This window comes from Candidatus Filomicrobium marinum (assembly GCF_000981545.1).
In the GTDB taxonomy this organism is placed as follows: Bacteria; Pseudomonadota; Alphaproteobacteria; order Rhizobiales; family Hyphomicrobiaceae; genus Filomicrobium; species Filomicrobium insigne.
The window spans coordinates 2,244,985-2,263,027 of sequence record NZ_LN829119.1; the positions used below are offsets into that span (position 1 = coordinate 2,244,985).

17 protein-coding genes and 1 tRNA gene are annotated in these 18,043 nt (G+C 57.6%); 8 read left to right on the top strand and 10 right to left on the bottom strand.

The window, feature by feature from the left end; genetic code table 11:
- Positions 1-201: 201 nt before the first annotated feature.
- Positions 202-657 (bottom strand): Hsp20 family protein, encoded by a 456-nt coding sequence (locus tag YBN1229_RS10550; protein ID WP_046478279.1) that lies wholly within the window; start codon positions 655-657, stop codon positions 202-204.
- 362 nt (positions 658-1,019) lie between these two features.
- On the opposite strand from YBN1229_RS10550, the gene YBN1229_RS10555 reads away from it, so the two are divergent.
- On the top strand, positions 1,020-1,478 hold the full coding sequence (locus YBN1229_RS10555) for a hypothetical protein (protein WP_046478280.1): 459 nt from the start codon (positions 1,020-1,022) through the stop codon (positions 1,476-1,478).
- A gap of 28 nt (positions 1,479-1,506) precedes the next feature.
- On the opposite strand, the gene YBN1229_RS10560 is transcribed toward YBN1229_RS10555, so the two are convergent.
- From YBN1229_RS10560 to YBN1229_RS10575, 3 genes are all read right to left on the bottom strand, one after another.
- A complete protein-coding gene (locus YBN1229_RS10560; RefSeq protein ID WP_046478281.1) occupies positions 1,507-2,466 on the bottom strand; it encodes an alpha/beta hydrolase in 960 nt (319 codons plus the stop codon).
- 111 nt (positions 2,467-2,577) lie between these two features.
- Positions 2,578-3,402 carry a histidinol-phosphatase gene (gene hisN, locus YBN1229_RS10565; protein ID WP_244464899.1) on the bottom strand — a complete coding sequence of 275 codons (825 nt, stop codon included), beginning with the start codon at positions 3,400-3,402 and terminating at the stop codon, positions 2,578-2,580.
- 871 nt (positions 3,403-4,273) lie between these two features.
- Positions 4,274-5,173 (bottom strand): N-formylglutamate amidohydrolase, encoded by a 900-nt coding sequence (locus tag YBN1229_RS10575; protein WP_052743858.1) that lies wholly within the window; start codon positions 5,171-5,173, stop codon positions 4,274-4,276.
- A gap of 399 nt (positions 5,174-5,572) precedes the next feature.
- On the opposite strand from YBN1229_RS10575, the gene cpdR reads away from it, so the two are divergent.
- From cpdR to YBN1229_RS10595, 4 genes are all read left to right on the top strand, one after another.
- On the top strand, positions 5,573-5,932 hold the full coding sequence (cpdR, locus tag YBN1229_RS10580; protein WP_046480271.1) for a cell cycle two-component system response regulator CpdR: 360 nt from the start codon (positions 5,573-5,575) through the stop codon (positions 5,930-5,932).
- 115 nt (positions 5,933-6,047) lie between these two features.
- Positions 6,048-6,122, top strand: a tRNA-Val gene (locus YBN1229_RS10585).
- 236 nt (positions 6,123-6,358) lie between these two features.
- Complete coding sequence (gene ykgO, locus YBN1229_RS10590; RefSeq protein ID WP_076605315.1) at positions 6,359-6,484, top strand: type B 50S ribosomal protein L36; 126 nt, start codon at positions 6,359-6,361, stop codon at positions 6,482-6,484.
- A gap of 98 nt (positions 6,485-6,582) precedes the next feature.
- The gene (locus YBN1229_RS10595; protein ID WP_052743859.1) at positions 6,583-7,242 is read left to right on the top strand and encodes a tetratricopeptide repeat protein; all 660 of its coding nucleotides are present in this window, start codon (positions 6,583-6,585) and stop codon (positions 7,240-7,242) included.
- Positions 7,243-7,341: 99 nt separating this feature from the next.
- On the opposite strand, the gene pyk is transcribed toward YBN1229_RS10595, so the two are convergent.
- From pyk to YBN1229_RS10610, 3 genes are all read right to left on the bottom strand, one after another.
- Positions 7,342-8,787 (bottom strand): pyruvate kinase, encoded by a 1,446-nt coding sequence (gene pyk / locus YBN1229_RS10600; protein WP_046478284.1) that lies wholly within the window; start codon positions 8,785-8,787, stop codon positions 7,342-7,344.
- On the bottom strand, positions 8,784-9,254 hold the full coding sequence (locus YBN1229_RS10605) for a DUF1036 domain-containing protein (protein WP_046478285.1): 471 nt from the start codon (positions 9,252-9,254) through the stop codon (positions 8,784-8,786). Before YBN1229_RS10605 ends, pyk begins: the two co-directional genes overlap by 4 nt.
- Before the next feature lie 82 nt (positions 9,255-9,336).
- The gene (locus YBN1229_RS10610; protein WP_046478286.1) at positions 9,337-10,632 is read right to left on the bottom strand and encodes a glycerate kinase type-2 family protein; all 1,296 of its coding nucleotides are present in this window, start codon (positions 10,630-10,632) and stop codon (positions 9,337-9,339) included.
- Between the two features lie 185 nt (positions 10,633-10,817).
- Here YBN1229_RS10610 and YBN1229_RS10615 point away from each other — a divergent pair, with 185 nt between their 5' ends.
- The gene (locus YBN1229_RS10615) at positions 10,818-11,138 is read left to right on the top strand and encodes a DUF1244 domain-containing protein (protein WP_046478287.1); all 321 of its coding nucleotides are present in this window, start codon (positions 10,818-10,820) and stop codon (positions 11,136-11,138) included.
- Between the two features lie 195 nt (positions 11,139-11,333).
- The gene (locus YBN1229_RS10620) at positions 11,334-11,627 is read left to right on the top strand and encodes a DUF2312 domain-containing protein (RefSeq protein ID WP_046478288.1); all 294 of its coding nucleotides are present in this window, start codon (positions 11,334-11,336) and stop codon (positions 11,625-11,627) included.
- A gap of 213 nt (positions 11,628-11,840) precedes the next feature.
- Here YBN1229_RS10620 and YBN1229_RS10625 read toward each other — a convergent pair whose 3' ends face one another.
- Positions 11,841-13,346 carry a catalase gene (locus YBN1229_RS10625; protein WP_046478289.1) on the bottom strand — a complete coding sequence of 502 codons (1,506 nt, stop codon included), beginning with the start codon at positions 13,344-13,346 and terminating at the stop codon, positions 11,841-11,843.
- A 91-nt stretch (positions 13,347-13,437) separates the two neighbouring features.
- On the opposite strand from YBN1229_RS10625, the gene YBN1229_RS10630 reads away from it, so the two are divergent.
- Positions 13,438-14,388: a hydrogen peroxide-inducible genes activator gene (locus YBN1229_RS10630; protein ID WP_046478290.1), complete on the top strand. Its 951-nt coding sequence runs from the start codon at positions 13,438-13,440 to the stop codon at positions 14,386-14,388.
- Positions 14,389-14,437: 49 nt separating this feature from the next.
- Here the strand turns inward: YBN1229_RS10630 and YBN1229_RS10635 are convergent, their stop codons facing one another.
- Both YBN1229_RS10635 and YBN1229_RS10640 read right to left on the bottom strand, forming a co-directional pair.
- Positions 14,438-15,829, bottom strand: a complete 1,392-nt coding sequence (locus tag YBN1229_RS10635; RefSeq protein ID WP_160298702.1) for a DUF882 domain-containing protein — start codon at positions 15,827-15,829, stop codon at positions 14,438-14,440.
- 257 nt (positions 15,830-16,086) lie between these two features.
- Positions 16,087-17,868 carry a L,D-transpeptidase family protein gene (locus YBN1229_RS10640; RefSeq protein ID WP_052743861.1) on the bottom strand — a complete coding sequence of 594 codons (1,782 nt, stop codon included), beginning with the start codon at positions 17,866-17,868 and terminating at the stop codon, positions 16,087-16,089.
- Between the last annotated feature and the right edge of the window lie 175 nt (positions 17,869-18,043).

Below are 18,043 nucleotides of genomic sequence, written 5' to 3' on the forward strand. Positions count from 1 at the left end.
GGACAGGAGTGCTGACCTAATGCACTTATGTTGCAGATTTCGGAAAATCGCACAAGAAAAAATCTAACTGCCCAAACCTTCCGGACGCGCTGTGCCCGCCGGCATTGGGCTAAGGCCGTTTACGATAAAAAAAAATCGGCCGCCACTGATGACGGTGGCGGCCGAGTTGGGAAGATAGGGGAACGAACGGAAGAACCAGATTTAGGCGTGAGCCTCAATCTGCTTTGCGGTGTCACCGGTATTGCCGTCCGATATGCTGATGGTACGCGGCTTCATCCGCTCCGGCAGATTGCGGACAAGGTCAACGTGCAGCATGCCATCCTTCAGATCGGCCCCGGTGACCTCAACATGGTCAGCAACCTGGAAACGGCGCTCAAAGGACCGGGCGGCGATGCCGCGATGTAGGAATTGTCGTTCTGTACTCTCCGCAGCCTTTTGGCCACGCACACTAAGCGTCTGTTCCTTGACCTCTACTTCCAATTCATCGCGCGTAAAGCCGGCGACCGCCATCGAGATGCGGTACTCATTCTCGGCGAGACGTTCGATGTTGTAAGGGGGGTACCCGCTGTCCTCTCCGGAAACCTGGTCTAGCAACTGTGCGAGCCGGTCAAAGCCAACGGTAGAACGATAAAGAGACGGAAAATCGATGTGTCGCATGACATATCCTCCTGAAGAAGCGACATGTGAACTCCCGGCCGCATTTGCTTTTGCCGGCCGGAGACATAACCGTGCACACCCAACAAGCGGCGAGCGCACGAGCTTGATTTAGGAGGCCATACGCCCCTTTCAAGAGGGGTGAAGCACACATGCCTCTCTTTCCTGAGATTTAACCCAGGGCACTGTTTTCATTGAAATTATACGGATGCGATCCCGGGTAAGCCGTGTTACGGTCAACGCTTCTGTAGACGGATTTGATGGGGCTGTTTGCAGTTAGTCCGGGCTATAGTCCGGAGAGTTTGGCGGATGGAGCGCTAAGGGGCCGGGGGGACGCGCGCCTCAGTTTATGGAGTGACCCGAACATGACGCACTTAACGCGTTTCTTCCTCCCGCCCGTGATGTTGGCCGCTGCCGCGGTGGGCACCGTGCCAGCCACTGCCGCAGACTTATATGATGGTGGTGAGCGCAGGCCGTACGCTTACGAAGATCAGCGCTATCGTGAGATCTATGAGTACCCGCCGCCTAGAGCTCAAGTTCGCCATTACGAGGAGCGAGAGGAGCGGCACTACCGCGTGCGCTCGCGCTATGTCAGCGAGCCAGCGCCCTGTCTGAGCCCTCAAGAGATCGAGCGGGTGCTGTATGAGGATGGCTGGCACGACATCGAAGATGTTGAGTTCGAGGGCCGGTTCATGCAGCTGGAGGCCCGGCGCGTGGACACTGATCGAGAGTTTGATTTGGTGCTCGACGCCTGCTCAGGAAACATCGTCGATGCGAAACCCGAAGACCGCCGTTGGGCTCGGCGGTATGGCTCTCGCTACTAAGATCTCATGAGTGGCGAGCGCTGCGCTATCAGGCAGCGGCGCTCGCCACTCCAAGATATGCATCAAAGGCAGCCCAGAATTTCTGACGGAAGCGGTCTTGCTCCTGCAAAATCTCATGACGTGATCCGGCAATGAGAATATGGCTGCCCATCTTCAGCCGCACGCCAAGCTCCTCGATAGCCCGAGTTGAGACAACGGTGTCTTCACCGGCCGCAAACATCAAAATCGGAAGATTAATCCGCCGAATGTAATCTGGGTTGGAGATTTTGGCGCAAGAGCGCAAAGCAGCGCGCAGCCAGCCGTTGGTGGGAGAGCCGAGCCCAAGCTGCGGAGCAACTTCGATGATAGCTTTGTTGCGCGACCACCGCTCCCGGTCCGAGGTCAGCGGATTGCCTTCAAACCTCTCCGTTCCGACGATCGCGTCGCTGCCGCCGTAGATATATGATGTCGAAAGGCCAGCCAGCACGCTGAGTTCGGCATAAAGGCGTACCAATCGGCGCCTGTGGCGTAGTTCTTCCTCTGAAATGGCAATCATGGGCGCGGCAAGGACCATCCGCTCGAACCACGAACCCTGCATGCTCGCCATACGCATCATGACGTTGCCACCCATGGAATGAGCCAACGCGATGTAAGGCGGTGGACAGTCCGGCAGCACAACATCCTTCATGAACCGCAGAACATCTCTTTCATATTCGGAAAAGTCGTTGATATGGCCCTTCCTGAAATTGTCGAGGCTGCGATAGGAAGCGCCTTGGCCACGCCAATCGAAGGTCGCGACGGCAAAGCCGCGGCGCCGGAGATCGGCAACCGTCTCGAAGTACTTCTCTATGAATTCGCTACGGCCATGGAATAGGCAAACAGTGCCACGTCGCGGCCCTTGGGTCGCGTCCCAGCGGGCAAAGCGCAGGGGCTGTCCGTCATATCCCCGAAAGGCGCCGACGACGGGACCGCTTGGGACCGGGTTCTTTGCTTGGGACTTAAGCTCCATCCTGCCCTCGCGGATTGCCACGCTGTGATTCGGGATCGCCGAGCGCCACCTTATGACATGGAGTTTGTGTGAGCCACGTGGCGTTGAATCCAGAGCCCAGCGTTGGAGCGGTCAGCGCGACAATAGGGCCACGGCTTCTGCATGCACTTTTGCATCTCCGGCAGCGACAATGTTGCCGCCGTTGCTGGCTGGATCACCCGCCCACGTCGTGATCACCCCGCCGGCCCTTTCTATGATCGGAATAAGTGCGGCGATATCGTGCGGTTTCAGCCCCGCCTCGACAACGAGATCGCAATGACCTGCCGCCAGCATCGCATAGGCGTAGCAGTCTCCCCCGAAACGAGTCATGCGGACTTCAGACTTGATCCGTCCAAAACCATCGGCCTCTTCTCCGGGGGCGAACAGGTCTGGGTGCGTGGTGGAGAGTACTGCGGTTCCCAGTCCGCCGCAGGCCCTCGTTCTCAGTTCGCCGGTCGTCCCGTCGCCATAGCGAAAGTGTGCCGCGTCCTTCGTGGACCAAAAGCGTTCTTTGGTGAACGGCTGATCCATGAGGCCCAGGTAGGGCATGTCGTCATGCATAAGTCCGATCAGCATGCCCCACATTGGCCAACCCATAATGAAGGCGCGGGTGCCATCGATCGGATCTATAACCCAGCGAAATCGCGCCTCGATGCCTGTGTCGGCAAACTCTTCTCCGATAACCCCGTGGCTCGCAAAGCGCCGGGAGATTTCCTGGCGCATCACCTCTTCCGCTGCCCGATCGGCGGCCGTCACAGGGTCAAAATCGCTCTCGCTCGCCTTGTTGTCGATCGACATAGGGGTACGGAAATACTGGAGGGTGAGCGGAGCAGCGAGGTCCGCAAGGCTATGCGCACAGGCTAGTAATTCCAGAAATTCATCTGGGGAGGGTGCAGTAGAGTGTGTTGTTATGGGCACAGCGATAAAGTACCTGTGGATGAAGCTAGAGGAGGTGAAAGCGGATTAGGCGCTACATCGGTGCTTGCGTAGCCGGAAAGTCTACGAAAGTCACCAGGATGATCGGATTTGCTCATACGCAACGGCGGAGTGGCTCAACGGCAACGAAATCCTGCGTGTTAGGCAAAGATGGAATGACCGAATTGCGCGATCCCACGAATAAGCGCATAACAGCATGCAACGGCAAGCTGAACTTTTTCGCATCTGCCGTTTTTTGCCCGCTTCGGGTGCTTCCTCCCTAGACTTGGGCCGCTGCGGCGTCGCACGGCCCCTTTTACGCTGCGTATAGCCTGTTTAATTGGCTTGGATCGCGTAGACGGAAGCTGATCGCTTCTTAAACCTTATAAACTTCAGCCTGCGGCAATTCGGCCCGACTTTATCGTCAGCGATCGAGCTCGCACCTTGCAGACGTTCAAAAACGCCCCATATCTCAAAGCGCTCAAGGCGTTTCGTGACACTGCGGTTCATTGATGAGCTTTACCGGTCACGAGATGCCCGCGCTCCGCAGGGCAGCAATGCAAAAAAGGCGCTTGATTGTTGTGCGGTGCAGCGCTATTTGTGCAATGCGACATCGATGACATATGCTCTCGATGCCGCAGCCCTCCTTGGGCGTTTCCTCCCTAGACTTGGGCCGTTCGTTTTCGAGCGGCCCCTTTTCTTTTTGGGGCGACATCGACGCTACGGCGCAACCCAAAGCCGACAAAGCGCACTAAACCCGGGTGATTTCAGAAAATTACTGCTCGCTGGTATGCCAACGCGCTGGCGTAGGCAGACTTATGCGTGCCGTCTGAGTTCTGATGTTGCGCTGCAGCATATTATTGCCGCGGTGCAGTTATTCGGCCGCCTGCCGGCTTTCGAGGAGGAGCGGCAACGCAAAGAGAAGCCGCGACGTCACCACCTCGAGATCCCGACGCAAGGCTTCGAATCCGCTCGTGGGCGATAGCTTCGCCTCGTCGCAATAAAGGCCGCGATTGATCTCTATCTGCAACGCATGAGAGCGCTGCAACGGTTGGCCGTAGTGTTCGGTAATGAACCCGCCAGCATAAGGCCGATTGATCTGTACGTTATACCCAAGGTTGGCAAATGTTTCCTTGGTAAAGGCCGTGATACGACCGTCACAAGACGCGCCAAAGCGGTCGCCAAGAACGATGTCCGGTCGGCGTCCAGAGACGGCTGTCATCGAAGAAGACGGCATTGAATGGCAATCAATCAGGATTGAGTGCCCAAACTTTTCCCGCGCATCGTCGATAAGGCCGTTCAATGCACGGTGAAATGGCTTGTACAATCTTTCGATCCGCTCAAGCCCTGCGGCGAGCGACATCCGCTGTGCATAGATCTCTTCGCCGTCAGCGACGATACGTGCGATAGTGCCCAGCCCGCCGACAACCCGTGTTGACTGGCAGTTGGCATAATCGGGTACGGGTTCGGTAAACAGGTACGGATCAAGCTCATACGGCTCACGGTTAACGTCCAGATACGCACGCGGGAACCGCGCAGCGATCAGCGGCGCACCATGCCGGGGGACCCCAGCAAACAACTCATCGACATAGTAATCTTCGGACTTGCGTAATGCGTGAGGGCTGAGCCGCGACTGCCGCAGGAAGTTGCGCGGATACACGCGCCCCGAGTGCGGTGAGCAAAATACGAACGGCGAATTCAGTTCCTGCGGCGGATCAATAGTGAATGCAGGCGTCAATTCGGCCAGAATTGCGTTCCGTTCGTTTGCGGGCATCGTAGGCGTAATTCCGTGTTGTTCGATTGAAGCAGGGTGGCGGGTTGCGGCCGCCCACACTCTGCCAACGCCATTGCGGTATGTCTATGCTCGTTGAGCCCGCTGGGCAAAGCTATGCACGTTCAAGTGTCTTTACCGTGCCACGCTCGTCGCGGAAGTGTCTCCGCCTCAACCTTACCTTTACCAAACTCGCGACAAGTTGGCAGGTAACGCGCTATTGGTTCTGAATGCGAGACGCTGTGGACATTTCCCGATGCCGGGAAAAATGCGAGCTGCGTGGCCGTAATTTCGACCGATGGCGGGTATGGACTGTCGCCTGTCCGAGCATCGGATGCCTCACAAACGTAGCAGATTAGTCTGGTAAAATCGAACATGACCGCCAAGCCATCGCGCCTTCCCCTGAGCCGCATTCTTCTCGCTGAAGACGATGACTCTATGCGGGGCTTTCTCGAACGCGCATTGACGAAAGCCGGCTACGACGTCGCCTCATTCGCAAACGGCGCCGAGGCGTATGAGCGTTTGAAGGAAGAGCCATTCTCTCTGCTGCTGACCGATATCGTGATGCCGCACATGGATGGGATCGAGCTGGCCCGCCGTGCCAGTGAACTGGATCCCGACCTAAAAATTATGTTCATCACGGGCTTTGCTGCCGTCACGCTGAATAATGCAGCGGATGCGCTTGAGGATGCCCGCGTCCTCTCCAAGCCGTTCCATCTCAAAGACCTGGTCACGCAGGTCGAGACGCTGTTGGAGGCTTGATCTTTCTTCGGCCGCGATCTCAGATCTATTTGCCGCCATCGAAATGTCTATGATTGGCTTGCCTCCCGGCCGCAATGTCGATATAGGAGGCCTTCCTCAGGCGCCGAGCGCCAACGGGCACTTAGCTCAGCGGTAGAGCACTACCTTGACATGGTAGGGGTCAGAGGTTCGATCCCTCTAGTGCCCACCATCCCAACCGCGGCCAACAGTAGGGCGGCACGAAGCAACCGAGGCGGTAACAGCCGTCCGGAAAGCATTGCCACTGTTGACATATGCGCTGGGATGAATAGGGTCGCGCAATCTTTCGAAAGGGCGCGCGGCTGACTACACCGCATCGGTTGATGTATCGGTGCGGCGGTCCTTTCCTGATGGCCCCGTAGTAAGGCCATATCGAAGAGCAGCTTTTATAAATATACCGGTGTCACCATGAAGGTCCGCAATTCTCTGAAATCGCTTCGCTCGCGTCATCGCGACAACCGTCTTGTTCGCCGTAAGGGTAAGCTTTACGTGATCAACAAGACGCAGCGTCGGTTCAAGGCGCGTCAGGGCTAAGCCACTGATCTCCTGCATGTCGCGCGAGCTAGATTTCGCGTATACGCTGGCGAGAAGCCGGCGCGATTAAGGCTGAAATATCAGCTTTGACATCGCGCATGGCGCAAGCCTATCGTGGCGGGATGCATATCAAAACCTCCACATTCTTCGCGGTGATCCTGCTCGCCTTTTCAGGCGTTACAGCCTCGGCGCAGGAGCTCGCGCAAGATCAGCCCAAAGCTGAGAAGCCTTATTTCAAGCAGGTCCGTGAAGGGCTGCCAAAGACGCCGGCTGACCGCGCGAAGGTTTTAGCAAACCTCTACGCCCATTTGGCAGCCGCGCCGGATGCGCAGTCGGCCTCGATGATAACCGAAACCATCGAACAGGTATGGTCGCTGTCCTACAGCGATACCATCGCCGTGCTCATGGATCGTTCCGTAAAGGCGATGGCGGAAAAGAACAGCGGCCTTGCCTTGAAGCTGCTCGACGCGGTTGTGGATTTGGCTCCGGACTATGCGGAAGGGTGGAATCGGCGCGCCATCGTCTATTACGCCAACAACGATTACATGCGAGCGCTGGGAGACTTGCGCCGGGTGCTGGCTTTGGATCCCAACCACTACAAGGCGCTTGATGGGCTCGCCCAGATTCTTCGGGAACTGGATCGAGATAAGCAGGCCTTGCAGGCCTATCGTCAGATTATGAGCATCAATCCCTACTGGCCCGGTGCCAGTGATGCTGTGAAAGAGCTTGAGCGTGAAGTCGAGGGGCAGGGAATTTAAGCGGGCGCCCCGTTAGTCTCCACTGAAAGAAAATGCGGCCGTGGGAGCTTCCATCTCCACGGCCGCATTCATGTCGCCGATTAGGACGCGTGCAAGGGATTACCCTTTAGCCATCGGCTCACCATCCTCATTGATGTATGCGATGCGGATCATGTTCGTGGTGCCCGGCGTCCCCAGCGGTACGCCGCCCGTGATCAGCACACCTTCTCCAGGCTTTGCAAAGCCCTGACTGAATGCGATCTGACACGCCTTGCGCGTCATGTCTGACGTCGTATCCGGATCAGCATCGAGCACAATGGAGTGCAGCCCCCAAACGACGGATAGCTGATGCGCCGTTTCTGGCACAGGCGTCAATGCGATCACCGGCAAATTCGGACGTTCGCGCGCGACCCGCCGGGCTGTCGAGCCCGTTGCGGTGTAGCAGACGATCGCTGCGAGCTGCACCGTGTTGGCGATGGCGTGTGCGGCCGCAGCGATGGCGTCCGCCGCGGTTGGCTGTGGTTCGGTTTGCCAAGCGTAGAGGATCGCCTGATAGCCCTTATCGTTTTCGACCTCGACGGCAATCCGATTCATCATCTCGATTGCTTCGACCGGGTACTTGCCGACGGCAGACTCCGCCGAGAGCATGACGGCATCTGCGCCCTCGAACACGGCCGTTGCCACGTCGGACACCTCGGCACGCGTTGGGACCGGCGAGGAGATCATGCTCTCCAGCATCTGCGTCGCGATTACGACGGGCTTACCCGCGGCGCGAGCCTTGCGGGTGATCTTCTTCTGCAGGCCGGGCACCTTCTCGATCGGCATCTCGACGCCGAGATCGCCACGGGCCACCATGAAGCCGTCAGCGGCAGCGATGATAGCGTTGAGGTCGTCGATGGCCTGAGGCTTCTCGACTTTGACCATGACCGAAGCGCGCCCGGCGACGATCTCGTTTGCTTCCTCGACATCGACACCGCGTTGCACGAACGACAATGCCACCCAATCGACACCAAGCTGCAAAGCAAAATCGAGATCCAGACGATCTTTGTCCGTCAGCGGACCGACAGGGAGAAGCGTATCAGGAAGAGAAATGCCTTTACGGCTGGCCAGCATGCCGCCGACAAGCACTTCCGCGACGATTTTGTCGTCGCTGGCTTTGTCGACGCGCATCCTGAGTTTGCCGTCGTCTAGGAGCAGGGTGTGTCCGGCTTCGACAGCTTCGAAAATCTGAGGATGCGGCAGGTAGACCTGATCCGCCTTCCCGGGGCTCTCGTAGCGCAGAAATGTGAATGTTGAGCCTGGCTCCAGCTTCACGCGTTCATCTTGGAAAGCGCCTAGGCGGAACTTGGGACCCTGTAAGTCGGCAAGAATACCTATTGGGAAGCTGTGTTTTGCCGATAGTTCGCGAATCCGCAGATGCAGCTCGCGCGCCAACTCATGGCTGGCATGGCTCATGTTGATACGAAAGACATCGACGCCGGCCTGAAATAGCTTTTCAAGCATTTGCGGTGATGAAGACGCCGGTCCTACAGTGGCAACCAGCTTTACACGTCTATTGCGCCTCATTCCCCCTCCGCTTCCGGATCGGCCAGACGGATCGTCCATTCTTTTGCCTCTCCGGTGTCCACCTCAAAGAATCCTGTCCGCTTGTAGCCTCGGCTACGACAATTCTGCACGCCGCGAATCGCAAACGATTTGTCGTGCGTACACATGAAGTGCTTGCCGACCCAAGCGCCACCGCGATCGTAGTCGACCGCATGCACATACACAAAGCGGCTCGGCACTGCACCTCTGAGCAGTGTCTCACATGTTTGCGACGCTATGTTCCACCATCCTTCGGTGGTCCAGCCCGTGTCATCTTGGTAGCCGACAGCAACGCCTACGCGGCTCGTTGTCCCGTTACAGAGTTTGAGATCCGCGCGCGCTGCGCTGCTTATGCTGCCAAGGGCCACCATGGCAACAGCTAAGATCACCAGCCATCGCGCAGAGCGCGGCACACGAAAACGGACCGATCCCTCATATGACACAGTCATAGGTCCCCGCGGACACCAATCGAAAAGCGCTGTCTCCGCCGCAAAGCGGCGGAGTAAAAGGCAGGTCGCAGCCGCGCCGGTCTCAGGGCTCGACAAGTATCACGCGAAAATCGTTCACGTTCGTCTGGGTCGGGCCGCACAAAATGAGATCGTCGGTCGTGCGAAAGAAGCCTGTAGAGTCGTTGTTCTGCAGAAAGGTGACCGGATCGAGGTCTTTCGCTTTAGCCCGTGTCAGAATATCGGGCAAAACCAGGGCGCCCGCCGGATCATCTGCTGAGCCGACGCCACCGTCAGTGCCATCGGTATCTGCCGCGAGGCCGGCTATTCCTTCTGCGCCATTGAGGGCGGCGGCCAACCCCAGAGCATATTCTTGGTTGGGGCCGCCTTTACCGTTGCCACGTACCGTGACCGTCAGTTCGCCACCCGACATGAGCGCCAAGCGTTCGCCACGGCGTTTCGCATCCATAGCCATTTCCGCGTGAAAACGCGCGACGTCGCGTGCCTCGCCTTCCAGCGAGTCGCCAAGGATATCGACGCGGAATCCCTGGTCACGCGCAAGGGCTGCGGCTGCTTCTAGCGAAGCCTTGGGAGCCGCCACAAGAATGTATTCCGAGCGCGACAATGCCTCGTCGTTTGGCTTGGGTGTTTCATTGGCAGGATCGTTTAACGCCGCCATGACCTGAGGGGACGGCGTAATCCGATAATGTTCGATAACCGCCCTTGCCTGAGCCAGGGTGGTCTTGTCCGCGACAGTCGGCCCCGAACCGATAGCGTCCGGATCGTCCTTGGGAACGTCGGAGATGGCCAGCGTGATGAAACGTGCTGGATAGGCTGCAGCGGCAAGTCGTCCGCCCTTGATGCGCGAGAGGTGCTTACGGACGCAGTTGATTTCTGAAATCCGGGCCCCCGAGGCCAAGAGCTGCTTTGTCAGCATTTGCTTGGCTTCGAAATCGATTCCATCGACAGGAGCCGACCAGAGTGCAGAGGCGCCGCCGGAAAGCAGACACAACACGAGATCGTTCGGCCCGGCACTCTTTGCCAGCTCCATGGCGCGCTTGGCGCCGGCTACGCTGTTGGCGTCAGGTACCGGGTGTCCAGCTTCGACAACTTCGATGGCATTCGTGGGTAGGCCGTACCCGTGCCGCGTTACAACAAAACCACTGACGCGATCGATCTGTCCCTTGGCCTCGTAATGCCGTTCCGTGGCTTGCGCCATGGCGGCAGCGGCTTTGCCAGCTCCTACAACTATGATGCGGCCGCCTTCAGGAACTTCTGGAAGATGTGGTGGAACGCAAGCATGTGGATGCGCGGCCTTAACGGCGATATCGAACAGCTGCATGAGAAACGCCCGCGTGTCGCGGACGGGACTGGCGGCCATGGGCGGTCCTTCGTGTTAGCGTTTAGTCGAATTGCCGGGCTGGTTTGCGGGATCGGCGCGAGGCCGTCAAGTCGCTCCGCCGCTGTCCGCGTCTTGGCCGCAGGCCGCACCCTCGTTATCCTGATATCCAGCAAGCACCATAACCATATCTAGAAGTGCGAAATCATAACAAGGAAAACGGATTAATGACCGACCGCTCGCAAGAATTCGACGACAAAACCCGCACCGAGCTGGAAGCTGCTGCATTTCGCCGCTTGGTCAGCCATCTCCGCACACGCGCCGATGTCCAGAATATCGATCTCATGAACCTTGCTGGCTTTTGCCGTAACTGCCTGTCCAATTGGTATATGGAGGCGGCAAGCAATCACGGGATTACGTTGAGTAAGGACGAGGCGCGAGAGATCATCTACGGCGAACCCTACAAGCAGTGGCAGGCCAAACATCAAATTGAGGCCTCTTCAGACCAGAAGGCCGCTTTCGAGCAAAACCGCCCGAAGGACCACTGATTTTATTCTGGACCCCTCGAAACCTTTGGATGGTTTTCAACTGTGCCTTGATAGCGCCGCCAGCCCCCGTTAGCGTGAAGTCATGCGCCAGAAGAGAGGGTTTTTGGCAGCAAGCACCGTGCCGCTTCGGCGGGGCGGTGCATTGACCTCCAGTACATCGCGTTCATCGTTTAAGCATTCAGTGGGGTTTGAGCCATGACAACGCTGCAAGCGTCGTCGCAGGCGCAATTGCGCCAGTTCATCGAACAGATCGAGCGGCTTGAAGAAGAGAAAAAGGCCATCGCTGGCGACATCAAGGACAAGTTCCTAGAGGCCAAGGCGACGGGGTTCGATGTCAAAGCAATGCGCAAGATTATATCTCTGCGTAAGAAATCGAAGACCGAGCGCCAGGAAGAGGATGGCATCCTCGAAGTCTACATGCATGCTCTAGGAATGCTCGATGAGTTGCCTTCCGATGAAGCTGTAGACGCCTTGATGGCCGCCGAATAGGCCGGGTGCCTGCGGCCTGAGCCTGATTCGGTTCAGCTTCCGCGACCAAACCGATTTCCGCCTGCAACAGGTGCGACCGCTGGGAAAATAGTCCAGCCGGTGAGCGTCTGTGCGGGCCGTTTGCGGCTGACATGGCGTAGCAGCGGCAAAAAGAATTAGGGCACCCCAACCAACAGTTGGAGCGCCCCATAATTCTAAGCCATAAGCCTCAGATTACTCTGCGGCTTCCTGTGGCGTGGCGTCCGTCACAGGAATAGCGTTGGGATCATACCCTTCGCCAGCGGCTTCAAGCGCCTTCCGTACGCCTGCACCGTATTCAGGATGGATTTGGTCGAAGAGGCGGCACTGCCGCTCCTTGATGACTGGTGGAACGCCGCCCATCGCAGCTGCGATGTTGCTGAATAGACGTGCGCGCTGACCGGCATCGAAGAGTTCGAACAGCGCGCGTGGCTGCGAGAAGTCATCATTGCCGATGCGGTGATTATAACGGTCGCCATCGCCAGAGATCTTGAGCGGCGGTTCATTCACGGAAGGATCTTCCGTTGGACCGTTGAAGCTGTTCGGCTCGTAGTAGACGTCCGGATTGCCCGTATCATTGGGGAAGAAGCGCATCGCCCCATCCTTGTGATAGTGGTGAACCGGGCACTTCGGAGCGTTGACCGGAAGCGCCTCGTAGTGCGTACCAAGACGGTAGCGGTGCGCGTCCGCATACGAGAAGATTCGCGCCTGCAGCATCTTATCTGGGGAATACGAAATGCCCGGAACGACGTTCGAAGGCGAGAACGCTGCCATTTCGATCTCCGCGAAATAGTTATCTGCGTTCCGGTTGAGTTCGAGTTCACCAACCTCAATGAGCGGATAGTCCCCGTGCGGCCAGACCTTGGTCAGGTCAAACGGATTGTAGGACGTCTTCTCAGCATCCGTTTCCGGCATGATCTGCACGCACACGCGCCACTTCGGGAACTCGCCGCGCTCGATGGCGCCGAACAGTTCCTCCTGATAGCTCTCGCGGGTTTTACCGATCAGAGCTTCAGCTTCAGCGTTGGTGTAGTGCTTGTGGCCCTGCAGGGTCTTGAAGTGGAACTTCACCCAGAATCGTTCGCCGTCATTGTTCCAGAAGCTGTAGGTATGGCTGCCGTAACCGTTCATGTACATCGGAGCGACTGGGATACCGCGGTCCGACATCAGGATCGTCACCTGATGAAGGCTTTCGGGTGACAACGACCAGAAATCCCACATGGCGGTGGGTGACCGGAGGTTGGTTTTGGGGTGGCGTTTCTGCGTGTGGATGAAGTCAGGGAACTTCAACGGGTCACGGACGAAGAAGACAGGCGTGTTGTTGCCGACGAGGTCCCAGTTACCTTCCTCTGTGTAAAATTTCAGGGCAAAACCGCGAACGTCGCGCTCGGCGTCTGCCGCGCCCAACTCACCGGCAACCGTTGAGAAGCGGGCAATCATCGGGGTTTTTTGCCCGACCTTCGAGAACAGCTTGGCGCGCGTGTACTTGGAAATGTCGTGCGTGACTGTGAGCGTACCATGGGCCCCCCAACCCTTGGCGTGCACGACGCGCTCAGGAATCCGCTCCCGGTTCTGATGCGCAAGCTTTTCAATAAGCTGGTAGTCCTGCAGCAGCACCGGGCCACGTGCACCAGCAGTCATGGAATTTTGATTGTCCGCCACTGGCGCGCCAGCGGAGGTCGTTAGGGTCTTTTTCGTCATGACTACCTCTCAAGTTAGAACGCCTTCAAACTAGACACTTGTTTAGATAAGTTCTAATATGAAGTTGTGGCCGAGGCTATCAGGTTGGCTTATGATCAACATCACCTTGAAACAGTTGCGCTACTTCGATGCGTTGGCGCGCGAGCTGCATTTCGGGCGCGCCGCTGAGGCATGTTCCGTCACCCAACCTGCGCTCTCCATGCAGATTCAGGAGCTTGAGAATAATCTTGGCCTCACGCTTCTTGAGCGGACGAGATCAGGTGTTCAGCTCACCAAACACGGCGTTGAAATCGCCGCGCGCGCTGCACGGATTCTCGCGGATACTCGCGAACTCATTGAGGTGGCACAACACGGCGATCAAGTGCTTACCGGTGAATTGAGATTGGGGGTGATCCCCTCCGTGGCGCCGTATTTGTTGCCGCCCGTCTTGCCGGCTTTGCGCGAGAGCTATCCCGACCTGACTTTGGCAGTCCGCGAGACGCAGACACACACGCTTTTGCAGGAACTCGTCGACGGCAAACTCGACGTTTTGCTGCTCGCATTACCCGTCAAGCATGCTGATATCGAGACGATGGATTTGGTCGAAGATCGGTTCGTCCTGGCGCTGCCTGCGGGCCGCGAGCTGTCAGGGCGCGTGCGTGCTACGCCAGACTTCGTCGAACAGCAGCGTCTCTTGTTGCTGGAGGAAGGGCATTGCCTTCGTGATCAGGCACTGACCTACTGTAACCTGCAGCAAGTCCGGAAGATCAATACTTTTGGAGCTTCCAGTCTGGCCACAATTGTTGAACTGGTCGCCGCCGGATATGGCATCACGCTGCTCCCTGAGATTAGCCTTGGCATTGAAACGCGCGGGCGCTCACTTAAGCTGATGCGCTTCGTCGAACCCGAACCGAGCCGGACGCTTGGATTGGTTTGGCGCGCGACATCGCCACGCAAGCAGGATTTCATCGAACTCGGCGAAATCGTGAAGAAGTCGGCGACGCAATTGCTGGAAGCTGCAGGGACATTCGTGCCAAAGGGCAAGGGCAACGAGGCAGCCTAAACACCCCCGATATGCATCCAGGGCGCAAGCTCGCGCCGCATGTCTTCCTTTATCTCATAGAGGTTTGAACACGTCTGTTCTCAAGGCCGCCGCGACCGATAGTGGTTGGGGACCCACCGGGAGCGGGTGTGAACTGTTGAGTCCAGAGAAGTTCCGCAATGCCCCCGCCGGGAGTGAAACGCATAGGTAAGGCGCTGATCTCATCGCTTACGAACTCAAGAGTCGCCGAGACGTCGGGATGCTGCATCTGAGCCAAAGCCGGATCGTCTGCTGATTCTGATGCCGTAAGAAACGGAGCAAGCGGGAAGGGTCGGTAGAACAACTCGTCCGGATGCTCCTCATCGTAAGCCGGCGCGGTCACCCAGCCGTTGCTCCAACCAAAGCGACTGTCGGCGTGTCGAGCTGTTTCGTCCTGAGGCTTCGCTGGCGGGCGTGCCAACGCGGCCCCGATGCCGCGTGTTTCCGCCGGCTCCTTTTTACCCATAGCACTGAACAATCCCATCAGAGGATTGACGGACGCGCGCGCTACGAGATCGGCAAGCTGCCGGCGGTCGGCTTCATCAGGACCAGACCGAAAGTGCGAGGGTCGCTCTGCCAATCTCGGCGCTGGGGGCGCAATAGGACCCAGAGACGCCACTTGGTAGGGCCGCGTCGGCATCTCAGGCGTATCGTGTTGATGAGCTTGTACGTTTGCGTTCCAGCCATTGGCCACGAGCACCGGAGCCGGGGCATGGGGCCGCGCGCGGAAATCGTGAAAGGCTGCGATTTGCGTCGCGAGTGCAGGTTCTTTCTTCCGCGCAATTTGCACATCGGATTTTGTAATCTCGTGCCCGTCGGCCGGTACGTGTTTTGAGTGTCCATTGGGGAACAAGAGCGCGAGTTCATAGCGCGGCATGCGCGGCCAATGCCGAACCCGACCAGTATCGACGTGTACAAACGGAATTGCCGAAGTGGGGTAATATCCCACGCCACCCTTTTCACGCACGAGCGCCGAATAACGCAACTTCTTCAGGGGGACGTCCGGGAAATGCACGTCCGCGGCCATGCCAAGGATGTGTCGGCTCTTCTTCGCCTGGCCACCCCGAGTTTGGCGAAGCATCTTGTTGGTTTTTTCAGACCGGTAACCGGAGATGATGTGGATCGGCTTCGTGGCGCCAAGTTCGGTTTTTAATTCCCAGAGGATATCGATCAACTCTGGGTCCATCTTGGTGGCCTCGTCGCGGCGCCAATCCCGCAACATCCAGTTAATCTTGGTCATGGCTTCCGGAATGCGCTTGCCATCGCGCATATAGACGATGTCGAGCGTTTCCTTGGTGTGAATATTGTACAGCGCGATCCGCCGCTCATCTTTGCGGTCAGCCAGCAGATGCGTGCTTGCGAGACCGGCTAAGGCCAGAACGCCAAGCAAGCAAGTCGCGCGCAGTCTCAAGCTGAATTGCACGAGTAAATTTGCCCCGTCGATTTTCGACGTCGCGCCCCCGTTCGCCCCCTAGCGAAGTCAAGGTCCACCGGAATTGTGCCGGTGGGCGAAGCGTCGTCTCCCGAATACCGGCAAATTAACGATTAACGTGGAACCGTTAAAATGTCGTAAGGGTGAATCTAGAAGCGAGTTGCGGCATGAGCATGGCAAACCATCGCGTGCATTTGTTCCAGCACGCGATGGCTCTGGCTCACTATGAATAGTACGGCTGCCGGTCCCTAGAAGCCGCCGAACACGGCCTTGAAGATATCCGTTACAGGCTCATAGGATTTCTTCATGCCGGCATATTTCGCGCGGTCGTAGGTGACCGGCGCAAGATGATCCCGATGCCGTGCGATCTGGTCAAACTTGCCAGCGAGTGCAAGCTTGATGCGCTTCTCGTGACCGTAAATGTCCTTGAACGCGTGGACGCTACCATCATCGTTCGCAACAACCGTGAAGTACGTCATGTGCACGGGCGTCTTCTTTTCCAGGCTCACGTGATTGTTCTGCGGACCACCACGCACGATGCTCTGGACCTTTGCTTCGTCCCACCCATTGTCTTCCGCGAGAATGAATCCAGCAAGTTTCAGCGGATCGCGAATTCTCATGCAACCATGGCTGAATGTACGCTGCGTAGAGTTGAACAGGTTCTTCGTCGGCGTATCGTGCATGTAGACTTGGTGATGATTGGGGAACAGGAATTTCACCTGACCCAGCACGTTGCCACCGCCCGGAGGCTGATACACATGGAACCTACGGATGTCCGCCTGACTCCAGTCGACGGAATTAGGATCGACGTCCCGCCCATTGTACTGAAGCCGCAAATTATGCCGAGACATAGCGTTCCCGCCGCGCGCTAGGCTAGGAAGGATCTCATTGACCTTTATGGAATTGGGCACGCCCCAGAAGGGGTGGAACACCACCGTTTCCATTTCATCTGAAAATATGGGGGTCTGCTTTGCGATTTCGCCGATGATGACCCGCTCGCTGTGAATGACATCACCGTCGCGCACCACACGGATCGTATACTCGGGGAGGTTCACGGTCACATAAAAGCGCCCGAGGTCTTCCGGCATCCAGCGCCACTGTTCCATGTTGGCGATAATCGCGGCTTCGGTTATTTCCGCTGGCGTATCGCCATTCAACGCTGCACGCGTCCCGCTACCGACAACACCGTCGGCGGAGATGCCTGCTTCGCGCTGGAACGCGACGACCGCGTCTTCGACGTCTTTGTCAAACAATTCCGTAGGGGGTTCTTCACCATCACCTGTTGGCGGGGGCACTTCAAGGCGTTGACGAAGCAGGGCAACATCGGGATGTCGTTTGCCAACACTCAAGAGGGGGCCTTCGCTCGGCAGGCGAACGATCTTTTCTTCTTCAGCTTCCGCCCCACCACCGCGCATCTTCAAGAGCGCAGCGCGAAGCTTGGCAAACTGCGGGTGCTGAGGATGCAGCCCGCGCAGGTAGGCATCCGCTTCCGATGCAGCCGTAATCTCTTCGAGGACAGCAGCCGGGTCTTTAAGCTGGGGCTTACGATCAAGGTAGGAACTCAGATCCCCCGCCGGATCCATAATCCGACCACCACGCGCATGCCGTGCATACTTCAAAACAGCAAGCGATAGCGCCATTTCGGCTTCTGCGAGACGGTCGCGCTTCTCGCTGTCACTACCGGTTTGATCCACCGTCTGCGGCAGCGTGAATTCCGTAGGGTCAAGGCCCCAGTCTTCGGCTTTTTTGATTTCCGCGATCGCCGCCTGCGCTTTCAAGGAAAGATGGTCACCGTCGATCCATAGCGGGCGGCTCTCGCGAGCGGCATAAAACGCGACCAGCGCCTCGCGGTCGGACTTATCGGCACGCGCGGCGACTCCTGAGCCACTTTCCAGCATCTGACGCGCTGAAATTCCGGCCGCCTGATCAACCGAAATCAACCGCTCCGGTGCGTTGGGTTCGATGGCGAGCGCAGGCGTGAGTGAAAAAATTGAGGTAGCAATACTGAGGGCAACCAGGCGGGCGCGCATTATGAATCTCCAAAATCTCAGGCCGCCGGAAAATAATTGACCTGAGGGGCGATGGCCAGACTAAGCGGGCAGAGATGGGTCTGTTGATGCAACGTCGTGCAGAACGTGTGGCGATAATGCCATTCGCAAGGATGTTACAGCTGAATTTGACCGCAAATAGTCGAAGCTGCGCCCA

Bases quoted from the DNA above. Each gene is read 5' to 3' on its own strand.
- YBN1229_RS10610 (WP_046478286.1), bottom strand. From the start codon at position 10,632: ATGGCCGCCAGTCCCGTCCGCGACACGCGGGCGTTTCTCATGCAGCTG.
- YBN1229_RS10605 (WP_046478285.1), bottom strand. From the start codon at position 9,254: ATGACTGTGTCATATGAGGGATCGGTCCGTTTTCGTGTGCCGCGCTCT.
- ykgO (WP_076605315.1), top strand. From the start codon at position 6,359: ATGAAGGTCCGCAATTCTCTGAAATCGCTTCGCTCGCGTCATCGCGAC.
- YBN1229_RS10595 (WP_052743859.1), top strand. From the start codon at position 6,583: ATGGCGCAAGCCTATCGTGGCGGGATGCATATCAAAACCTCCACATTC.
- pyk (WP_046478284.1), bottom strand. From the start codon at position 8,787: ATGAGGCGCAATAGACGTGTAAAGCTGGTTGCCACTGTAGGACCGGCG.
- YBN1229_RS10625 (WP_046478289.1), bottom strand. From the start codon at position 13,346: ATGACGAAAAAGACCCTAACGACCTCCGCTGGCGCGCCAGTGGCGGAC.
- YBN1229_RS10575 (WP_052743858.1), bottom strand. From the start codon at position 5,173: ATGCCCGCAAACGAACGGAACGCAATTCTGGCCGAATTGACGCCTGCA.
- YBN1229_RS10620 (WP_046478288.1), top strand. From the start codon at position 11,334: ATGACAACGCTGCAAGCGTCGTCGCAGGCGCAATTGCGCCAGTTCATC.
- YBN1229_RS10560 (WP_046478281.1), bottom strand. From the start codon at position 2,466: ATGGAGCTTAAGTCCCAAGCAAAGAACCCGGTCCCAAGCGGTCCCGTC.
- YBN1229_RS10640 (WP_052743861.1), bottom strand. From the start codon at position 17,868: ATGCGCGCCCGCCTGGTTGCCCTCAGTATTGCTACCTCAATTTTTTCA.
- YBN1229_RS10630 (WP_046478290.1), top strand. From the start codon at position 13,438: ATGATCAACATCACCTTGAAACAGTTGCGCTACTTCGATGCGTTGGCG.
- YBN1229_RS10555 (WP_046478280.1), top strand. From the start codon at position 1,020: ATGACGCACTTAACGCGTTTCTTCCTCCCGCCCGTGATGTTGGCCGCT.
- YBN1229_RS10615 (WP_046478287.1), top strand. From the start codon at position 10,818: ATGACCGACCGCTCGCAAGAATTCGACGACAAAACCCGCACCGAGCTG.
- YBN1229_RS10550 (WP_046478279.1), bottom strand. From the start codon at position 657: ATGCGACACATCGATTTTCCGTCTCTTTATCGTTCTACCGTTGGCTTT.